The organism is Kitasatospora sp. NPDC047058, assembly GCF_040643935.1.
In the GTDB taxonomy this organism is placed as follows: domain Bacteria; phylum Actinomycetota; class Actinomycetes; order Streptomycetales; family Streptomycetaceae; genus Kitasatospora.
In genome coordinates this window covers 18,033-36,854 of the sequence record NZ_JBEYVJ010000048.1, presented here as the reverse complement: position 1 = coordinate 36,854, position 18,822 = coordinate 18,033, and the positions used below count along the sequence as shown (strand labels likewise).

Sequence of the window (18,822 nt, the reverse complement as noted above, 5' to 3'; positions counted from 1 at the left end):
GGGGCGGCCGCCGGCGGCCCAGCCGGGGCGGGCTCGGCCGGGAAGCCGCGGGCCGGCGTCGGGGTGAGCGTGGGCACGGCGGCCGGTGCCGGGGCGGCCGGCGCGGTCAGCTTGCCGGCCACGCCGTCCCAGCCGAACTGCACACTGCGCAGCAGCCCGGCGAAGGCCTCGGTGTAGAGGTCCCAGTCCTGCGCCCGGCCGGTGGTCAGCTGGACGCAGAGCACCGACACGCCGTCGGGCAGCGGGACGAACGCCTCCGCCACCGCGGTGGCCGCCCGGCGCGGCTGCCCGTCGGCGGACAGCGCGCCGGGGACGGGGACGCTGCGGCCCTCGACCAGGACGGCCGCCGGGCCGGCCGGCAGCAGGACCGTCCAGACCTCGGCGTGCCGGCGGACGGTGGCCAGCTCGGTGGCGAGCCCGGTGATCGGCAGCGGGTGCTGGGCCAGCGAGACGACCAGCGTGGCGTCGCTCGGGCGGCCGTCGACCTGCACCGCGCAGATGCCCGCGTAGACCGTGCCGGAGGCGGTGACGGCGTCCGCCAGGGTGGCGGCGATCACCGCGAAGTCGCGGCGCGGCGCCGTGCCGGTGCCGCTGAACAGCTCCTCGGCGACCTCGGCCAGATGCGCGGTCAGCTCTGCGGCGGCCGCGCTCGCGGCGGGGTCCCCGTCCTCGGCGGTGCTCGCGTCGCCCCCGGCGGCCGGGCCGGTGGGCACCGTGCGGGCCGAGACGCCGGGCGGACCGGCCGGGGAGGTCAGCGGGTGGAAGCCGGGCGGGACGACCAGGCGGACCTCGGCGCCGGCGCCGGTGGCCAGCTCGACGGGCTGCCGGGTCTGCTGCCCGGAGGCGAGCGCGGCCAGCGCGGCGGCGAACGGCGGGCGCAGCTGCGGGTCGTCGGGCTCGCCGGAGACCGGCAGCCCGAACAGCGCGGCCGAGGTGGTGCCGCGGTCGGCCACCGCACCGCGCACCGGGCCGCCGCCGTACCGGGCGAGCAGGGCGGCGGTGGCGAGCTCGGCCACCCGGCCGCCGGTGCCCGGCCGGGCCGTCCCGGCGGTGACCACGGTGCCGAGCCGGTCGACGGCGTCGTACACCGGGCCGTTGGGGGCGAGCCGCAGGGTGAACAGAGTCTCGGCGGACGGGTGCGCGTCCGGGCGCAGCGCGGTGAGCGCGGCCGCGGGGTGGCGTGAGGTGTGCGCTTCGAAGAGGGCCTCGGTGAGCGCGCCGAGCGTCGCGGAAACCTGCTCCGCGGCGGCGAAGGGGTTGGCCTCCGCGGTGAACTGGCCGTCCTGGGTCAACTGATGAGCCCCCCGCTCTGCTGCGTCTGCCTTCGGTGGTCCGGTGGTCCGGTGGTCCGGGCGCGTCGGTGCCCGTCGCGCCGTCAGATCCGTGCACATTCCTATCAGAGGCCGCCGTCAGGTCAGAACCGGCGGCCGGTGCAGCTCTTGTGGCCGGTCCGTGTGTGCCGGTCCGTCGCGGTCGCTCCGTGCGCGGCCGGTCAGTCCGTGGTGGCGGGCCCGGTGGCCAGCGCGGCGAGCGAGTCCGCGACGCCCGGGACGGCGAACAGTGCGGCGAGGTCGCGGAGCAGCAGGCCGGTCGGGCCGTCGGGGCGCTCCCCCGCGAAGAACCCGGCGAGTTCGGCCGCCAGCGCGGGCTCCCGGGCGGCGGTCAGGGTCAGCGCGGCCACGAACTCCTGGACCAGGTGCAGCTGCAGCTCCTCCAGCGGCACCGAGCGCTCGGCCAGCCACTCCAGCGAGGTGATCTCGGCGTTGGCGATCCAGGCGCGGACGGTCAGCCGCAGGCCCGGGCTGGGCACCGGGACGGCCAGGTGGGCGAGGATCTGGTCGGCCGCGGCCTGCCGGACCTCGTCGATCACCGCGGAGGTGCCGGCGCTGGCCGCCACCGAACCGCCGCGCAGCAGCGCCGCGAAACCGGGGCCGTGGCTCTGCACGAAGTCCAGGTAGCGGCCCATCACCCGGTGCAGCCGATCCGAGAGCGGACCCTCGGCGGGCTCCTCGAACCGCCCGGCCAGCTCCCGGCCGGCCCGGCGCAGCGACTCCTCGTACAGCGCCTGCTTGCCGGGGAAGTAGTGGTAGACCAGCGGCCGGGAGGCGCCGGCCGCGGCCGCGATGTCGTCGATCGACACCTCCTCCGGCGGGCGGCGGCTGAACAGCTCCAGTGCGACGGCGATCAGCTGCTCGCGCCGCTCGTCCACGCTGAGCCGCCGGCGCTGCTTCTCGGCGCCCGGTCCGGCGCCGCGCCCGGTGCCCTTGCCGCTCGCTTCCTTGCCGCTCGTGCCCGTGCCGGTGGTGCCCTCGGCGGTCGTGTCCCGGCCGGCGGTGCCCGTGCCGGTGCCCCGGCGCGGGCGCGCGGCCGCGGGCGGCACGGACGGGGTCGGGGCGGACGGCGTACGGGAGGCCATGCGCGCCACCCTATCCGGCCGCGCTACGCGCGCAGCTCCTGGTAGCGGCGGTACGCCTCCAGGCCGTCCGGGACGAACGTGTCGCGGGCCAGCCGTTCGTGCAGCTCCTCTGAGGTCAGCCAGGCGTGCCAGGCGACCTCGGACTCCTGCGGCGAGACCGGGCCGTCCCAGCGCGCCTCGTACAGGTCGCACCACCAGGACAGCTTCTCCTGCCGGAACAGGAACTTGAACAGCGGCCGCGGCTCGACGCCGCTCACCCCGAGCTCCTCCTCGGCCTCGCGGACCGCGGCGCTCGCGTACGTCTCGCCGGCACCGACCACGCCGCCGACGAACATGTCGTACGCGCCGGGGGCGAACAGCTTGGTGTCGGTGCGCCGGTGCACGAAGATCCGCCCGGCCGGGTCGCGGACCAGGACGAAGACGCAGCGGTGGGTCAGGCCGTCGCGGTACACCTCCCCGCGCGGGGCGGTCCCGATCACCCGGTCGTGCTCGTCGACGACGTCCAGCAGTTCCTCGGCGGGGTTCGTGGTCATGACGGACAGGTTAGGGTTTCCGGGCCGGATGCGAACGCTTTTCCGCACCGGCGCGGTACGGACCGGACGAGACGGGCTGAGGCGGCGCGCGGTGGTGCAGATCTGGGGCGAGACGGCCGAGGGCTTCGGGCCGGTGCGGGACGCCTTCGTCCGCAACTTCCACGAGTACGGCGAGCTGGGCGCCGCCTTCGCGCTGTATCTGCGCGGCCGCAAGGTGGTCGACCTCTGGGGCGGCGACGCCCGGCCGGAGGTCGGCGGCCGGCCCGCGCCGGCCGTGCCCTGGACGGCCGACACCGCGCAGGTGCTGCGCTCGGTGACCAAGGGCCTGACCGCCACCACCGCGCTGCTGCTGGCCGAGCGCGGCCAGCTCGACCTGGACGCGCCGGTCGCCTCCTACTGGCCGGAGTTCAAGGCCGCCGGCAAGGACCGGGTGCCGGTGAGCTGGCTGCTCTCGCACCAGGCCGGGGTGCCCGCGCTGGACGTGCCGCTGCGGCTGGAGGACGTGCTGACCTGGGAGCGGGCCGCGGCCGCCGTCGCCGCCCAGGAGCCCGCCTGGGAGCCCGGGACCGCGCACGGCTACCACCCGTACACCTTCGGCTGGCTGGTCGGCGAGGTGGTCCGGCGGGTGAGCGGGCGCACGGTCGGCCAGTACTTCGCCGAGGAGATCGCCCGGCCGCTCGGCCTCGACCTGTGGATCGGGCTGCCGGCCGGCGCCGCGCCCCGGGTCGGCCGGCTGGTCGACCTGCCCGCGCCGGAGGCGGCCCGGACCGGGCCGAGCGGGCTGCGGCTGCGCCCCAAGCAGTCGGTGCGGGACGCCTACCAGAACCCGGACTCGCTGACCGCCCGGGCCTTCGCCTCGGTGCGGCCCGGCGTGGACCTCAACGACCCGGCGGTGCAGGCCGCCGAGATCCCCGGCGCGGGCGGGATCGGCACCGCCCGGTCGGTGGCCCGGTTCTACGCGGCCCTGATCGGCGTGGCCGACCGGCACGGCGCCGCGTCCGGCGGACCGCTGCCGCCGCTGCTCGGGCCCGAGGTGCTGGCCCGCGCGGTCGGGCCGGTGGTCAGCGGGCCGGACCGGGTGCTGATCGTCAACTCGACCTTCGGCCTCGGCTTCTTCCGGCACGGCCCGACCTCGCTGATGGCCTCGCCGGCGAGCTTCGGCCACCCGGGCCGGGGCGGCTCGCTCGGCTTCGCCGACCCGGACCTCGGGCTGGGCTTCGGCTACGTCACCAACGGCATGCAGCCCGGGGTCACGGGGGACGTCCGCTCCCGGAACCTGATCCGCGCGGTCCGGGGCTGCCTGGGGCTGTCCTGAGCCCGGAGCGGGCCGGGCGGTTCAGGCCTGGCCGGTCTCGAAGCGGGTGATCTTCCCGTCGTCGACGGTGAAGCGCCAGGCGGTGCGCATCTCGCCCCAGGTCTCGTTGCTGTAGTTGGCCACCAGGGCCCGCCCGTGGTCGCCCTCGGACTGGACGTCCATGTGGCCGCGGCTGGCGAAGATCTCGCGCTCCGTCCAGTCGGCGAGGTTCCGGTCGGAGCCGTCGTCGGACATGGTGGCGTCCGGGGTGAGCACGGCGAAGAAGGCGTTCCGGTCGTTCGCGTTGACCGCGGTGACGAAGGCGCGCACGGCCGGGTCGGTGAGCTTGGCGACGGCGATGGTCATGGGGTCTCCCGGTGGGTGAGGGGCTCGGACCTCCTGTCTATTGCGTCGCCCGGGCGTGTCCGGGCATGTCGGCGGCGCGTCGGCGATTTTCGGCATTCATGTGCTTAGATCCCGTTACTGATGATTCGCCGCAGATGATGCGTTTCAGGCGATTCGTCGTTGTGCGGCACACCCGGGGAGCGCAGCACGGGGAGCGGACCACGGGGAGTGGTGGCTGGGTGGGAGGCCGGCCGGCCTCCCACCCCGCGTTCCCCGCAGCAGCCCGTTCCGGGCGGCTAGAAGAAGCCGAGCGCGTCGGGGGAGTAGCTCACCAGCAGGTTCTTGGTCTGCTGGTAGTGCTCCAGCACCGCCTTGTGGTTCTCCCGGCCGATGCCGGAGTTCTTGTACCCGCCGAACGCGGCGTGTGCGGGGTAGGCGTGGTAGCAGTTGGTCCAGACGCGGCCGGCCTGGATCGCCCGTCCGGCCCGGTACGCGGTGCTGCCGTCCCGGGTCCAGACGCCCGCGCCGAGGCCGTACGGGGTGTCGTTGGCCAGGGCGACGCCGTCCTCGAAGTCCTCGAAGCGGGTGACGGAGAGGACCGGGCCGAAGATCTCCTCCTGGAAGATCCGCATGCCGTTGACGCCCTCGAAGACGGTGGGCGTCACGTAGTAGCCGCCGGACAGCGCCCCGCCGAGGTCGGCCCGGTCGCCGCCGGTCAGCACCTTGGCGCCCTCGGCCTGGCCGATGTCGATGTAGGAGAGGATCTTCTCCAGCTGGTCGATGCTGGCCTGGGCGCCGACCTGGGTCTCGGTGTCCAGCGGGTTGCCCTGGCGCATCGCCCGCACCCGCTCCAGGCCGTCGGCCAACAGCCGGTCGTAGACGTCGGACTGGATCAGCGCCCGGCTCGGGCAGGTGCACACCTCGCCCTGGTTGAGGGCGAACATCGCGAAGCCCTCCAGCGCCTTGTCGTAGAAGGCGTCCTGCTCGGCCGCGACGTCGGCGAAGAACAGGTTGGGGCTCTTGCCGCCGAGCTCCAGCGAGACCGGGATCAGGTTGGCGCTGGCGTACTGGGAGATCAGCCGCCCGGTGGTGGTCTCCCCGGTGAAGGCGATCTTGCGGATCCGGCTGCTGGAGGCGAGCGGGCGGCCGGCCTCCAGCCCGTAGCCGTTCACGATGTTGAGGACGCCGGGCGGCAGCAGGTCGGCGGTCAGCTCGGCCAGCAGCAGGACGGAGGCCGGGGTCTGCTCCGCGGGCTTGAGCACCACCGCGTTGCCGGCCGCCAGGGCCGGGGCGAGCTTCCAGACCGCCATCAGGATCGGGAAGTTCCACGGGATGATCTGGCCGACCACGCCCAGCGGCTCGTGGAAGTGGTACGCCACGGTGTCCTCGTCCAGCTGGGAGAGGCCGCCCTCCTGGGCGCGCAGCGCGCCGGCGAAGTACCGCAGGTGGTCGACGGCGAGCGGCAGGTCGGCGGCCAGCGTCTCGCGCACCGGTTTGCCGTTCTCCCAGCTCTCCGCGACGGCCAGCTCCTCCAGGTGCGCCTCCATCCGGTCGGCGATCCGCAGCAGGACCTGGGCGCGCTCGGCGGGCGCGGTGCGCCCCCAGGCCGGGGCGGCGGCGTGGGCGGCGTCGAGGGCGGCCTCGACGTCCTCCGAGGTGCCGCGGGCCACCTCGGTGAAGACCTCGCCGGTGACCGGGCTGGGGTTCTCGAAGTACTCGCCGCGGATCGGCGGAGTCCACGCCCCGCCGATCCAGTGCTCGTACCGGTGGCGGTAGTTGACGATGGCTCCGGGTCGGCCGGGGGGCTGGTAGACCGTCATGCTCGGGGTGCCTCCTCGCGTTGTCGGGGCACCGCCGCGGCCGCACGGGCCGGGCGGCGCGCCGGACCGCGGCCCGGACGGGCCCGGCGGTCCGGCGGAGGGTACGGTCACGCGTGCGGGCCGGGCGCCGCCGGGGCGCCCCGCCGTCCGGCACCCTAGCCGCGGACCGGCGGGCATGGCTACGGTCCGTGCAGTCGCCGTCCACGGAGGGTGGGCAATCCGGCCGTTTTCCGCCACCGGTGCGCCACGGCCGCGGCGTTGCCCCGCCGCCGGCGCGTGACGCCCCCGCCGGACCCCGCTACCGGACCCCGCTGCCGGATCCCGCTGCCGACCCCCGCCGCCGGCCCGGGTCGGCGGCTCAGGCGGCCAGGTAGCGCCCGGTGCGGGACTCCCAGTTCAGGTAGCCGGCCAGCCAGGTGACCAGGCCGTCGGCGTAGCGCTGGGCGACGGCGCGCTCCACCCGGGAGAGCCCCAGCTCGCGGTGGACGTCGGGGAGCCGCTCGTACAGCTCGTGGCAGCGCTCGACCATCAGCTGGGCCTCGGCCATCACCACCGCGCACGCCTCCTCGGCCGAGCAGTGGCGCTCCCGCTGCACGATCAGCACCAGGTTGTTCACGTCGCCCCGCGGCGCCTCCAGCGGGAGGGAACGGACGTCGTTGCTGAGCGAGGGGATGTCGGCGGCGAGCTGGCGGATCTGGCGCAGCACCGGGTGGTGCAGGACGGCGGCGGGCACCTCGAACTGGCCGAGCCGTTCCACCATGTCGAAGATGGTCTCCATCGCGGCGGTGCCGCGCCGGAGCACCAGGTAGCCGTCCCGGTCCGGCGGCCGCTCGGAGATCCGCCCGGCCGCCTCGGCGGGGTGGCTGGCCAGGTACCACTCCCAGTTGTACGCGGCGCGCGCTTGCCAGCGCGCGGGCATGGCGCGCGCGCTGCGGTGCCAGAGGTCCGCGAACGCGGTCTCCACCGCGGAGGCGGGGTCGGGCCGGGCCGCGCCGTGCAGGATGGCGATCAGCCGCTCGCAGATCGGCGCCACCTCGGTCGGCCGCCTCCCGAGCGGTCCGTCGAACTGGTCGTCGAAGAGGAAGTAGAAGCCCATCAGGTCGGCGGCCAGGGCGAGTTCGTCCGGCCCGGCATCGGGGTAGCCGAGCGCGGCGAGGGCGACCACGTCCCAGTGCGCGTAGGAGGGGAGGCCGGGGTCGGGGAGCAGCGGGTGCCGGGTCAGCCAGTCCCGGTGCAGTTCGGTGGCGTACGGCCCGTGCGGGCTTCGGCGGTGCGGGAACGGAATCTGAAGTGAGGTGTCGTCAGACATCGGACTCCCGGTGTGGCGGATGGTGGGGGCGCTGGTACTACTGATAAGCCATGTGGGGGAGTTGAGTTGCGGTGCTCGACGGGGGCGGGTGCGGCATGGCAAGATCAACTTAATTCGGGGCCGTAGAGTATCCGATGCAATGATCGGACGTTAGGGATATAGGGCAATTGCCCTTGGCAACCGGTCCGAATCCTCAATCTCCGTTCCAGCCTGGGCGAATGCCGAACAGTGCGCCCCCGGCGGCGCTAATCTCGGCTCCACGAGCAGGGAACGGCGAGGCGGAGGCGCGACGGTGACCGAGCAGGGACACGAACTTCGGGCGGCGGAGGGCGCCGGGGAGCGGGACGCGGACGCCGCGCCGACCCGGGTCAGGCTGCGCGACCGGGACGCCGAAGTCCGGTCGGCCGAGGCCGCGGTGGACAAGCTCTGCCGCGAGTTCGGGGCCGGCGGCACCGAGATCGGCGAGCTGCTCACCTTCTCCGGCCGTCCCGGCATCGGCAAGACCAGCCTGCTGCACGAGGTCCGCCGGCTCGCCAAGCTCCGCGAGGGCGCCACCGTGCTGTTCGCCCGCGGCGGCGAGCGCCAGTCCAACGAGCCGTACCACGTCCTGCGCCAGCTGCTCCAGCCCGTCCTCGGCAGCCTCGCCCCGGGCGAGTTCCGGCAGGTCATGGGCACCTGGGAGGAGGTCGTCGGACCGGCGATGGGCCTCAAGCAGCCGAAGGCCGGCGCCCGCCGCCTCGACCCGCAGGGCGTGCGCGACGGCCTCGACTACGTGCTCACCCAGCTCGCCCCGCGCCGGGCCCCGCTGGTGATGATCGTCGACGACCTGCACTGGTCCGACCTTGAATCGCTGGCCTGGCTCGCCCAGTTCGCCGTCCGCGCCCGCGAGCTGCCCGTCCTGCTGGTCTTCGCCTACCGGGACGACGTCAACGACTGGCAGCCCGAGGCCCAGGACCACCGGGCCGCCGTCTCCGACCTCGCCACCCGCCGGCACGAGCTCAGCCGGCTCACGCTGGTCTCCGTCACCGACATGATCCGCGCCGAGCTCGGCGACAAGGCCGAGGACGCCTTCTGCTACGAGTTCTGGAACGTCGCCAACGGCAACCCGTTCGAGGCCGTCGCCCTGCTCGACCAGGTCCGGGACCAGGAGCTCGACCCGGTCGAGGAGAACTCCCAGCAGCTGCGCGAACTCGCCGTCGACGTCATCGGGATGACCCTCAAGGGCTGGCTGGACAAGCTCGGCGCCACCACCCTGCGGTTCGCCTGGGCCTGCGCGATGCTCGGCACCGACATCCGCCAGGACCTCGCCGCCCGGATCTCCACCCAGAGCACCGAGGGCGCCCGCGAATCCGTCAAGCAGCTGCGCAAGCAGCGCATCCTCACCCAGACCCCCGGCGGGAGCCTCGAGTTCGTCCACCCGCTGATCGGCAGCTCGATCTACAACACCATGCCGGAGTCCACCCGGACCGGCATGCACGGCGTGGCCGCCGCCGAGATCGAGAACGCCGGACTCGGCCTGCTCGCCGCCTCCCGGCACCTGGTCGAGACCTTCCCGGGCGAGGGCGACGACCGCACCGTCCGCAAGCTCCGCCGCGCGGCCCAGGAGCACCAGCTGATCGGCGCACCCGAAGCCGCCCAGCGCTGCCTGCACCGCGCCCTCGCCGAGCCGCCGGACGACGACATCCGCGCCGAGGTGCTGTACGAGCTGGGCTGCTCCGCACTGCTCACCGACCCGCACGCCACCGTCAACCAGCTCAGGCTCGCGCTCGACCCCGAGGAGGGCCCGCTGCGCCCCTCGCTCCGGGTCGACGCCACGTTCCGGCTCTCCGAGGTGCTCGCGCACAGCGGCCAGCTCGGCGAGGCCGCCCGGGTCTGCCAGGAGGAGGCCGAGCAGACCCGCGACGACCCGGCGGGCCGGCTCCGGCTGGAGGCCGCCGCGTTCATGTGGCACGCCTACCGCAAGTCCGAGGAGGACGGTCCGGGCCGCTCGGCACGGCTGGGCGCGCTCTGCCGCAGCCTCACCGGCCGGGAGGCCGCCGACCGGGCCGTCCTGGCGCTGCGCGCCTGGGACCTCACCCTGCGTGGCGAACCCTCCGCCGAGGTGCTGCGGCACGCGGACCAGGTGCTCGACCAGGGCCGGCTGCCCAAGGGCCTCGGCTGGACGGACAACACCTGGGGCTTCGAACTGCCCGCCACGCTCGGTCTCTCGTACACCTACAGCGACCGCATCGCGCAGGCCGAGCGGCTGTTCGGGGACGCCATCGTCCAGTTCGAGATCGCGGGCTGGAGCGGCGCGCACCGCGGCTTCGCGTACTTCCTGATGGGCCTGGCCCGGTTCCGCCGCGGGCTGCTCGCCGAGGCCGAGGACTTCCTGCGCCGCGCGCTGCGGCTCTCCGAGCGGATCGGCCCCAAGCTGCCGCTCGCCTGGGACGCGGTCGGCGTCCTGGTGGACACCCTGATCGCCCGCGGCCGGATCAACGAGGCCTGGGAGCTGGCGACCGGTTTCGGCTTCGGCCCGCCGTACCACGCCACCGCGATGGTGCTGCCGGACGCCGCCTCGCTGTACGGCAAGCTGCTGCTCGCCAAGGGCCGGAAGGCCGGGGCCGCCGCCGCGCTCACCGAGGCCGGCGCCCAGCTGGACGCCCGCGGCTGGCACAACACCGTCTGGGCGCCGTGGGCCGGCCACCTGGCCGTCGCCCTCGCCGAGGACGAGCCGGAGCGCGCCCGGGTGTACGCCCGGCGCTCCGTACAGGACGCACGCCGGTTCGGTACCGCCTCGGCGATCGGCACCGCGCTGCGGCTGCAGGCCGAGATCGAGGACGGCCAGCAGGCGGTCGAGCTGCTGGAGGAGGCCGTCCGCTACCTCGGGCAGTCGCCCGCCGGTTACGAGCACGCCGTCGCCCTGGTGGACCTCGGTGCCGCGCTGCGCCGGGTCGGCCGGCTGGAGGACGCCCAGGAGTACCTGTACCAGGGCATCGAGCTGGCCCAGCACTGCGCCGCCGACGGCCTGGTCGAGCGGGCCCGCCGCGAGCTGGCCAACTACGGCCTGCGGCCCAACCGGCTGGGCGACGTGCGCGAGATGCTCAGCCAGCCCGAGTGGGACGTCGCCCGGCTGGCCGTCCGGGGCGTGCCGCCGCAGCGGATCGCCGAGGAGCTGGGCGTCCACCTGAGCCTGGTCAACCGCCGCCTGGCGGCCGTCTACCGCAAGGCCGGCAGCGGCCCGGACGGGCTCGCCTCGGCGCTCGGCCTGCCGCCCGAGCAGCGCGGGGGCACGGCCGAATGACGGCCGGGTGACGGCGGCGAGCGGGTGCCTGCCGGGCTGCCGTCACCCGGAGGCGCCACGGCGGCGCGCGGGGGCGACCGTGCGCCCCCGCCACCACTCACCTGACTAGGCTTCACCTGCGGGGACCGCCGTCGCGGGCCCCGGTCGGACCCGGTACCAGGGGGCCGTGGCGGTGCGCCGCGGCCGCCAGTGAGGAGCAGGTCATGGCGACGCCCCCGGCGAACGGGCCGCAGGCGACCAGCGTGCGGCGCGGACCCCTCGAACCCTCCGGCGCGGGCGCCGCGATCGAGCGCTGGACGCTGCAGGCCGGCCCGTACGAGGCGAGCGTGCTGAACCTCGGCGCCACCCTGCACACCCTCACCGCCCCCGACCGCGCCGGCCGCCCCGCCCAGGTGCTGCTGGCCGGCGAGAGGCTCGCCGAGATCCTCGGTCCGGGCCGGCACTACGGCAGCGTGGTCGGCCGGTACGCCAACCGGATCGACGGCAGCACGGTCACCATCGACGGCGAGGAGCACCCGCTCGCCCCGACCGGCGGCGGCGTCACCCTGCACGGCGGCCCGGACGGCTTCGCGCACCGGATGTGGGAGGCCGGGCCGCTGCCCGACGGCGTCCGGCTGCACCTGCACAGCCCGGACGGCGATCAGGGCTTCCCCGGCGTGCTCGACGTCACCGTCGACTACACCCTGAGCGCGGCCGGCGAGCTGGCGATCGCCTACCGGGCGGTGACGAGCAAGCCGACCGTCCTCAACCTGACCAACCACGCCTACTTCAACCTGGCCGGCGAGGGCAGCGGCGACGTCCTCGGCCACCTGCTCACCGTGGACGCCGACGCGTACACCCCGGCGGACGACCGGCAGATCCCGTACGGCCGGCAGGCGCCGGTGGCCGGGACGCCGTTCGACTTCACCGTCGCCCGGCCGATCGGCAAGTCGGTGCACGACGAGCACCCCCAGCTGGCCGGCCCCGGCGGCTACGACCACAACTGGGTGCTCCGCCCGCGCCCGGCCAGCGGCACCCCGGCCCGGGCGGCCCTGCTGGAGGACCCGGTCAGCGGCCGCACGCTGGAGGTGCTGACCACCGAGCCGGGCCTGCAGGTCTACACGGCCAACAAGTTCCAGGGCGCGGTGACCGGCGCGAGCGGCGTCCCCTACGGCCCGTACGCCGGGGTCGCCCTGGAGACCCAGCACTTCCCGGACGCGCCGCACCACCCGGAGTTCCCCGGCACCGTGCTGCGGCCGGGGGAGGAGTTCCGCTCGGTCACCGTGCTGCGCCTCGGGGCGGCCTGACCGCGGACGCACGCACCAGGACACAGGGGAGCCCGGGCCGTCGGCCCGGGCTCCCTTCGTGTGCCTCCTGCAAGGCCTTTCGGAAACGCAGTGTATTAATAGAGGTCATCGATACCGGGGTGAAACGGACAAAGCGCCCCAGTAGATGTCACCTGTCAACTACCGTGTGGCAACGTCAAGGACACGCGGGCGTAACGATCCCCGTTTCTTGCAGAAACTTGCTGCAAGGACTTTCCGTGGTGATTCCCCCGCTGTTAACTTCCTTCCAGCCCGACGGCAGCAACGGTGCGGTCGGCTGAGGCAGCCATTATGCGCCTGTCTCCCCACATCTCGGGCACCCCCACCCCTCCCAAGGAGTTCTCATGCGGCGTGGCATCGCGGCCTCTGCCCTCGTTGTGGCCCTCGCGGTCTCGATGGCTGCCTGTGGCAGCAGCGGCTCCAGCTCGGACGGCAAGGCCGACGGGCCGGTCACCCTCACCTACTGGGACACGTCGAACGCCACCAACGAGGCGCCGAACTACCAGGAGCTCGTCAAGAAGTTCGAGGCGGCCAACCCGAACGTCAAGGTCGACTTCGTCAACGTGCCGTTCGACCAGGCGCAGAACAAGCTCCAGACCGCCATGGGGGCCAAGGGCGCTCCGGACGTGTTCCGCAGCGAGGTCGGCTGGACCGCCGCCTTCGCCAAGGCCGGCTACCTGGAGCCGCTGGACGGCACCGCGGCCGCTGCCGACGCCGGCTCCTTCCAGCCCAGCCTGATCCAGCAGGCCAAGTACGAGGGCAAGATCTACGGCATCCCGCTGGTCACCGACACCCTGGGCCTGCTGTACAACAAGGAGCTCTTCACCAAGGCCGGCATCACCGCCGCCCCGAAGACCTGGGACGAGCTGAAGACCGCCGCGGCCGCCGTCAAGGAGAAGGCCGGCGTGGACGGCTTCTGGCTGAAGGCCGCGGACGGCTACTACGCCATGCCGTTCCTCTTCGGCGAGGGCACCGACACCGTCGACGCCGCCGGCAAGAAGATCACCGTCACCTCGCCCGAGGCCGTCAAGGGCATCGAGACCTACAAGTCGATGTTCACCTCGCCGGGCACCGCCAAGGCCGACGTCACCACCGACGCCTACGCGCACATGATGGACGCCTTCAACAGCGGCAAGGTCGCGGCGATCATCCAGGGCCCCTGGGAGATCACCAACATCTACAAGGGCAGCGCCTTCAGCGACAAGACCAACCTCGGCATCGCCGCGGTCCCGGCCGGCTCCGCAGGCAAGGCCGGCGCCCCGACCGGCGGCCACAACATCTCCGTCTACGCCGGCGCGGACAAGGCCCACAAGGCCGCCGCCGAGAAGTTCGCCGCCTTCATGACCTCCGCCGAGAGCCAGGCGTTCATCGCGCAGAAGAACTCCACCCTGCCGACCCGCGCCGACGCCTTCACCCCCGAGGTCAAGGCCGACCCCGGCATCGCCGGCTTCCAGGCCGTGCTCGGCAGCGCCAAGCCCCGCCCCGAACTGCCCGAGTACAGCTCGCTGTTCTCCTCGCTGGGCACCAACCTCGGCAAGATCGTCCAGGGCACCGGTACCCAGGACGGCCTGAACACCGTGGCCACCGACTACGCCAAGCTCCTCCCGGGCTTCGCGAAGTAACACACCCCGCAGCCGTCCGGCCCGCCGCCGAGTTCCTCCCGGCGGGCCGGACGGCCGGACCCGTAGCAGCAGTCGCCGTAGCGAGGCGGCGGACCTCCCCGAGAAGGTGTCGAACATGTCAGTCGCCGTGCAGGGCGCCACCGGCCAGGCCAGCCGGGAGCGCGAGCCGCGTCCGGGCCTGATGGAGCGCCTCAAGCGCTCGTACGCCAAGCACTGGTACGCCTACGCGATGATCGCGCCGGTCGTGCTGGTGCTCGGGGTGCTGGTGCTCTACCCGCTCGTCGAGGGCCTCTGGCTCACCCTCACCGACGCCAACAGCCTCAACTCGGCCCGCAAGATCGGCGTCAACGAGATCCCGGCGAGCTACAAGTTCGTCGGCTTCGACAACTACGCCGACATCCTCTGGGGCCCCGGCTCGTACGACCGCTTCTGGTCGCACTTCGTCTGGACCATCGCCTGGACGGCCCTCTGCGTCGGCCTGCACTACACCATCGGCCTCGGCCTCGCCCTGCTGCTCAACCAGAAGCTGCGCGGCCGCGCGGTCTACCGGATGCTGCTCATCCTGCCCTGGGCGGTACCGACCTTCGTCACCGTCTTCTCCTGGCGCCTGATGCTCTCCGACGGCGGCGCCGTCAACGGGCTGCTCTCCGCCCTGCACCTGCCCGAGCCCGGCTGGCTGGACGACCCGACCGCGCAGAAGGCGGCCGCGGTCCTGGTCAACACCTGGGTCGGCGTGCCGTTCATGATGATCTCGCTGCTCGGCGGCCTGCAGTCGATCCCCGCGGAGCTCTACGAGGCCGCCGAGATGGACGGCGCCACCGCCTGGCAGCGGTTCCGCCACGTCACCCTGCCCGGGCTGCGCACCGTCTCCTCCACCGTCGTGCTGCTCGGCGTGATCTGGACCTTCAACCAGTTCGCCGTCATCTTCCTGCTGTTCGGCAACGGCGCACCCGACGCCCAGCTGCTCGTCACCTGGGCCTACCGGCTCGGCTTCGGCCAGCAGCCCCGGGACTACGCGCAGTCCGCCGCGTACGGCGTCATCCTGCTCTCCATCCTGATCGTCTTCACCGCCTTCTACCGCCGCTGGCTCGCCCGCAACGAGCGCGCGAACGGCTGAAGCCCCGGACCACGTGACTGACGAAGGCAGGTAACCCTGATGAGCACCACCACCGAACGACCCACCCCGCTCGCCCCCGCGGCCCCCGCGGTCAAGCCGGCCAAGGCCCGCCGCCGCGGCGAGTCGGCCCCGATGACCACGGCGCTCGCCCACGGCGCGCTGATCCTGGCCAGCCTGATCGCGCTCTTCCCGGTGGCGTGGATCCTCTACGTCTCGCTCGGCCCGGACAAGACGGACTACCTCCACCCCGGCGACATCCTCGGCAAGATGACGCTGTCGAACTACTCCACGGTGCTGTTCGACACCGACTTCTTCACCTGGTTCGGCAACGCGTTCATCGTCGCCGGCGCCACCACCGTGGTCGGCGTCATGATCGCCGCCTCCACCGGCTACGCGGTCTCCCGGATGCGCTTCCCCGGCCACCGCCCGCTGATGTGGTCGCTGCTGGTCACCCAGATGTTCCCGATCGCGGTGCTGATCGTGCCGATGTACACGATCCTGTCGGCGCTCGACCTGCTGGACAGCTACCTCGGCCTGATCCTGGTCTACTCGACCACCACCGTGCCGTACTGCGCCTGGCTGCTGAAGGGCTACTTCGACACCATCCCGGTGGAGATCGACGAGGCCGGCCGGGTCGACGGGCTGAGCCCGTTCGGCACCTTCTGGCGGCTGGTGCTGCCGCTCGCCCGCCCGGGCCTGGCCGTCGCCGCGTTCTACTCCTTCCTGACCGCCTGGGCCGAGGTCGCCTTCGCCTCCACCTTCATGCTCAGCTCCGACAAGTACACGCTGGCCGTCGGCCTGCAGACCTTCGTGAGCGAGCACGACGCCCAGTGGAACCTGATGGCCGCGACCGCCGTGCTGATCGCGATCCCGTCCTCGGTCCTCTTCTACCTGGTGCAGCGTCACCTGGTGACCGGTCTGACCGCCGGCGCCTCGAAGTCCTGACCGCCACCCGCTCCTCTGATCCCCGAGGGATACCGTCCATGACCCAGAACCTGGCCGACACCTCCCGGCCCGCCGCCGACGCCACTGCTCACGAGGCCGGCGCCGGCGCGTCCAGAGACTGGTGGCGGGACGCGGTCATCTACCAGGTGTACCCGCGCAGCTTCGCCGACTCCAACGGCGACGGCATGGGCGACCTGCCCGGCATCCGCAGCCGCCTGCCCTACCTGCGCGACCTCGGCGTGGACGCGGTCTGGCTCTCGCCGTTCTACGCCTCGCCGCAGGCCGACGCCGGCTACGACGTCGCCGACTACCGCGCGGTGGACCCGATGTTCGGCACCCTGCTGGACGCCGACGGCCTGATCCGGGACGCCCACGACCTGGGCCTGCGGATCATCGTCGACCTCGTCCCCAACCACTCCTCGGACCAGCACGAGTGGTTCCAGCGCGCCCTGCGCGAGGGTCCTGCGTCCCCGCTGCGCGAGCGCTACCACTTCCGTGCCGGCAAGGGCGAGAACGGCGAACTGCCGCCCAACGACTGGGAGTCCATCTTCGGCGGCCCGGCCTGGACCCGCTCGGAGAACCCGGACGGCACCCCCGGCGACTGGTACCTGCACCTGTTCGCCCCGGAGCAGCCCGACTTCAACTGGGAGAACCCGGCCGTCGCCGACGAGTTCCGCTCGATCCTGCGGTTCTGGCTCGACATGGGCGTCGACGGCTTCCGGATCGACGTCGCCCACGGCATGGTCAAGGCCCCCGGCCTGCCCGACATCGGCGGCGGCGACCAGCTCAAGCTGCTCGGCAACGACGTCATGCCGTTCTTCGACCAGGACGGCGTGCACGAGATCTACCGCAGCTGGCGCAGGATCCTGGACGAGTACCCGGGCCAGCGGATCGGCGTCGCCGAGGCGTGGACCCCGACCGTCCAGCGCACCGCCAACTACGTCCGCCCCGACGAGCTGCACCAGGCCTTCAACTTCCAGTACCTGGGCACCTCCTGGGACGCCGCCGAGCTGCGCGAGGTGATCGACCTCTCGCTCGACTCGATGCGCCCGGTCGGCGCCCCCACCACCTGGGTGCTCTCCAACCACGACGTCACCCGGCACGCCACCCGGTTCGCCAACGAGCCCGGCCTCGGCACCCAGATCCGCACCCCCGGCGACCGCGCGCTCGGCCTGCGCCGTGCCCGCGCCGCCACCCTGCTGATGCTCGCCCTGCCCGGCTCCGCGTACCTCTACCAGGGCGAGGAGCTCGGCCTGCCGGACGTCACCGACCTGCCCGACGAGGTCCGCCAGGACCCGTCCTTCTTCCGCAAGGCCGGCCAGGACGGCTACCGCGACGGCTGCCGCGTCCCGATCCCGTGGTCCGGCACCGAGGCCCCGTACGGCTTCGGCCCGGTGGCCGGCGGCCCGAGCTGGCTGCCGCAGCCCGCCGAGTGGGCGCAGCTCAGCGTCGAGGCGCAGACCGGCGACCCGACCTCCACCCTGGAGCTCTACCGCAGCGCGCTGGCCGTCCGCCGTGCGCAGGCCGACCTCGGCGCCGGCATGGACGTCGAGTGGCTGGAGAGCCCGGCCGGCATCCTCGCGTTCCGCCGCGGCTCCTTCGTCTGTACCGTGAACACCACCGCCGAGCCGGTCCGGATACCGGCACCCGGCCGTCTGCTGCTCTCCTCCGCGGACGCCACGGTGGACGGTGGCGAGACGGTGCTGGCTCCGGACCGGACAGACTGGTGGGCGGTCTGACGTGGTTGCAATAGGCTCTGGGACCGTGACTACGGCGCGACTCTCAGACATCGCGGCTCAGGCGGGGGTCAGCGAGGCCACCGTCTCCCGCGTGCTCAACGGCAAGGCGAACGTCTCGGCCGCAACCCGGCAGACCGTGCTCGCGGCGCTGGACGTACTCGGGTACGAGCGGCCGACCCGGCTGCGCCAGCGCAGCGCGGGCCTGATCGGGCTGATCATCCCCGAGCTGAGCAACCCGATCTTCCCCGCGCTGGCCCAGGTGATCGAGCAGGTGCTGAGCCGGCACGGCTTCACGCCGCTGCTCTGCACCCAGACCCCGGGCGGGGCCACCGAGGACGAACTGGTGGAGATGCTGGTCGAGCGGGGGGTGTCGGGCATCGTCTTCGCCTCGGGCCTGCACGCCGACACCACCGCCGACCACGACCGGTACGCCCGGCTCATCGGCCGGCAGGTGCCGTTCGTGCTGATCAACGGGTTCAGCGAGCGGATCGACGCCCCGTTCATCTCGCCGGACGACCGTTCCGCGATGTGGATGGCCGTCCAGCACCTGGCCGAACTCGGCCACGAGCGGATCGGCCTGGCCATCGGCCCGCGCCGGTACGTGCCGGTGCTGCGCAAGATCGAGGGCTTCACCGCCGCCATGTGCGAGGTGCTCGGCAAGACCGAGGAGGAGGCCCGGGACCTCGTCCACCACACGTTGTTCAGCGTGGAGGGCGGGCACGCGGCGGCCGGCGCGCTGCTGGACAAGGGCTGCACGGCGATCGTCTGCGGCAGCGACATGATGGCGCTCGGCGCGATACGCGCGGTGCGCCAGCGCGGGCTGAGCGTCCCGCAGGACGTCTCGGTGGTCGGCTTCGACGACTCGCCGCTCATAGCGTTCACCGAGCCGCCGCTGACCACCGTCCGCCAGCCGGTGGAGGCGATGGCCACCGCGGCCGTCGACGCCCTGCTGGAGGAGGTCGGCGGGAACGCCGCCCAGCGCGGGGAGTTCATGTTCCAGCCGGAGCTGGTCATGCGCGGCTCCACGGGCGCCTGCGCCCGCTGAACGACCACGACCGGGGCCCGGAGAGCACGTTGCTCTCCGGGCCCCGGTCG

The 18,822-nt window shown here is 73.4% G+C and carries 14 protein-coding genes; 8 read left to right on the top strand and 6 right to left on the bottom strand.

The window, feature by feature from the left end; all coding sequences use genetic code 11:
- The 3 genes from ABZ885_RS10545 to ABZ885_RS10535 all read right to left on the bottom strand — a co-directional run.
- The coding region (locus ABZ885_RS10545; RefSeq protein ID WP_360186076.1) for a hypothetical protein at nucleotides 1-1,292 on the bottom strand (1,292 nt) is incomplete at its 3' end.
- 200 nt (nucleotides 1,293-1,492) lie between these two features.
- Nucleotides 1,493-2,209, bottom strand: coding sequence for a TetR/AcrR family transcriptional regulator (locus ABZ885_RS10540; protein WP_360186081.1), 717 nt, complete (start codon nucleotides 2,207-2,209; stop codon nucleotides 1,493-1,495).
- Nucleotides 2,210-2,439: 230 nt separating this feature from the next.
- On the bottom strand, nucleotides 2,440-2,949 hold the full coding sequence (locus ABZ885_RS10535; RefSeq protein ID WP_360186073.1) for an NUDIX domain-containing protein: 510 nt from the start codon (nucleotides 2,947-2,949) through the stop codon (nucleotides 2,440-2,442).
- A gap of 91 nt (nucleotides 2,950-3,040) precedes the next feature.
- Here ABZ885_RS10535 and ABZ885_RS10530 point away from each other — a divergent pair, with 91 nt between their 5' ends.
- Nucleotides 3,041-4,264: a serine hydrolase domain-containing protein gene (locus ABZ885_RS10530; protein WP_360186070.1), complete on the top strand. Its 1,224-nt coding sequence runs from the start codon at nucleotides 3,041-3,043 to the stop codon at nucleotides 4,262-4,264.
- Nucleotides 4,265-4,285: 21 nt separating this feature from the next.
- On the opposite strand, the gene ABZ885_RS10525 is transcribed toward ABZ885_RS10530, so the two are convergent.
- The 3 genes from ABZ885_RS10525 to ABZ885_RS10515 all read right to left on the bottom strand — a co-directional run bounded on the left by ABZ885_RS10525 (nucleotide 4,286) and on the right by ABZ885_RS10515 (nucleotide 7,717).
- Nucleotides 4,286-4,609: a nuclear transport factor 2 family protein gene (locus tag ABZ885_RS10525; RefSeq protein ID WP_360186067.1), complete on the bottom strand. Its 324-nt coding sequence runs from the start codon at nucleotides 4,607-4,609 to the stop codon at nucleotides 4,286-4,288.
- A 275-nt stretch (nucleotides 4,610-4,884) separates the two neighbouring features.
- On the bottom strand, nucleotides 4,885-6,408 hold the full coding sequence (locus tag ABZ885_RS10520) for an aldehyde dehydrogenase family protein (protein WP_360186065.1): 1,524 nt from the start codon (nucleotides 6,406-6,408) through the stop codon (nucleotides 4,885-4,887).
- 358 nt (nucleotides 6,409-6,766) lie between these two features.
- On the bottom strand, nucleotides 6,767-7,717 hold the full coding sequence (locus tag ABZ885_RS10515; RefSeq protein ID WP_360186062.1) for a terpene cyclase: 951 nt from the start codon (nucleotides 7,715-7,717) through the stop codon (nucleotides 6,767-6,769).
- A 292-nt stretch (nucleotides 7,718-8,009) separates the two neighbouring features.
- Here ABZ885_RS10515 and ABZ885_RS10510 point away from each other — a divergent pair, with 292 nt between their 5' ends.
- The 7 genes from ABZ885_RS10510 (at nucleotide 8,010) to ABZ885_RS10480 (ending at nucleotide 18,772) form a co-directional block, all read left to right on the top strand.
- Entirely contained in the window at nucleotides 8,010-11,000 is a 2,991-nt protein-coding gene (locus tag ABZ885_RS10510; protein ID WP_360186059.1) for an AAA family ATPase, read from the top strand.
- A 203-nt stretch (nucleotides 11,001-11,203) separates the two neighbouring features.
- On the top strand, nucleotides 11,204-12,286 hold the full coding sequence (locus tag ABZ885_RS10505; RefSeq protein WP_360186056.1) for an aldose epimerase family protein: 1,083 nt from the start codon (nucleotides 11,204-11,206) through the stop codon (nucleotides 12,284-12,286).
- A gap of 362 nt (nucleotides 12,287-12,648) precedes the next feature.
- A complete protein-coding gene (locus ABZ885_RS10500; protein WP_360186054.1) occupies nucleotides 12,649-13,926 on the top strand; it encodes an extracellular solute-binding protein in 1,278 nt (425 codons plus the stop codon).
- 115 nt (nucleotides 13,927-14,041) lie between these two features.
- Nucleotides 14,042-15,043, top strand: a complete 1,002-nt coding sequence (locus tag ABZ885_RS10495) for a sugar ABC transporter permease (RefSeq protein ID WP_360186052.1) — start codon at nucleotides 14,042-14,044, stop codon at nucleotides 15,041-15,043.
- A gap of 39 nt (nucleotides 15,044-15,082) precedes the next feature.
- The gene (locus ABZ885_RS10490; protein WP_360186049.1) at nucleotides 15,083-15,988 is read left to right on the top strand and encodes a carbohydrate ABC transporter permease; all 906 of its coding nucleotides are present in this window, start codon (nucleotides 15,083-15,085) and stop codon (nucleotides 15,986-15,988) included.
- 38 nt (nucleotides 15,989-16,026) lie between these two features.
- Nucleotides 16,027-17,727, top strand: a complete 1,701-nt coding sequence (locus ABZ885_RS10485; protein WP_360186047.1) for a glycoside hydrolase family 13 protein — start codon at nucleotides 16,027-16,029, stop codon at nucleotides 17,725-17,727.
- Nucleotides 17,728-17,752: 25 nt separating this feature from the next.
- Complete coding sequence (locus tag ABZ885_RS10480; RefSeq protein ID WP_360186044.1) at nucleotides 17,753-18,772, top strand: LacI family DNA-binding transcriptional regulator; 1,020 nt, start codon at nucleotides 17,753-17,755, stop codon at nucleotides 18,770-18,772.
- Nucleotides 18,773-18,822 lie beyond the last annotated feature (50 nt).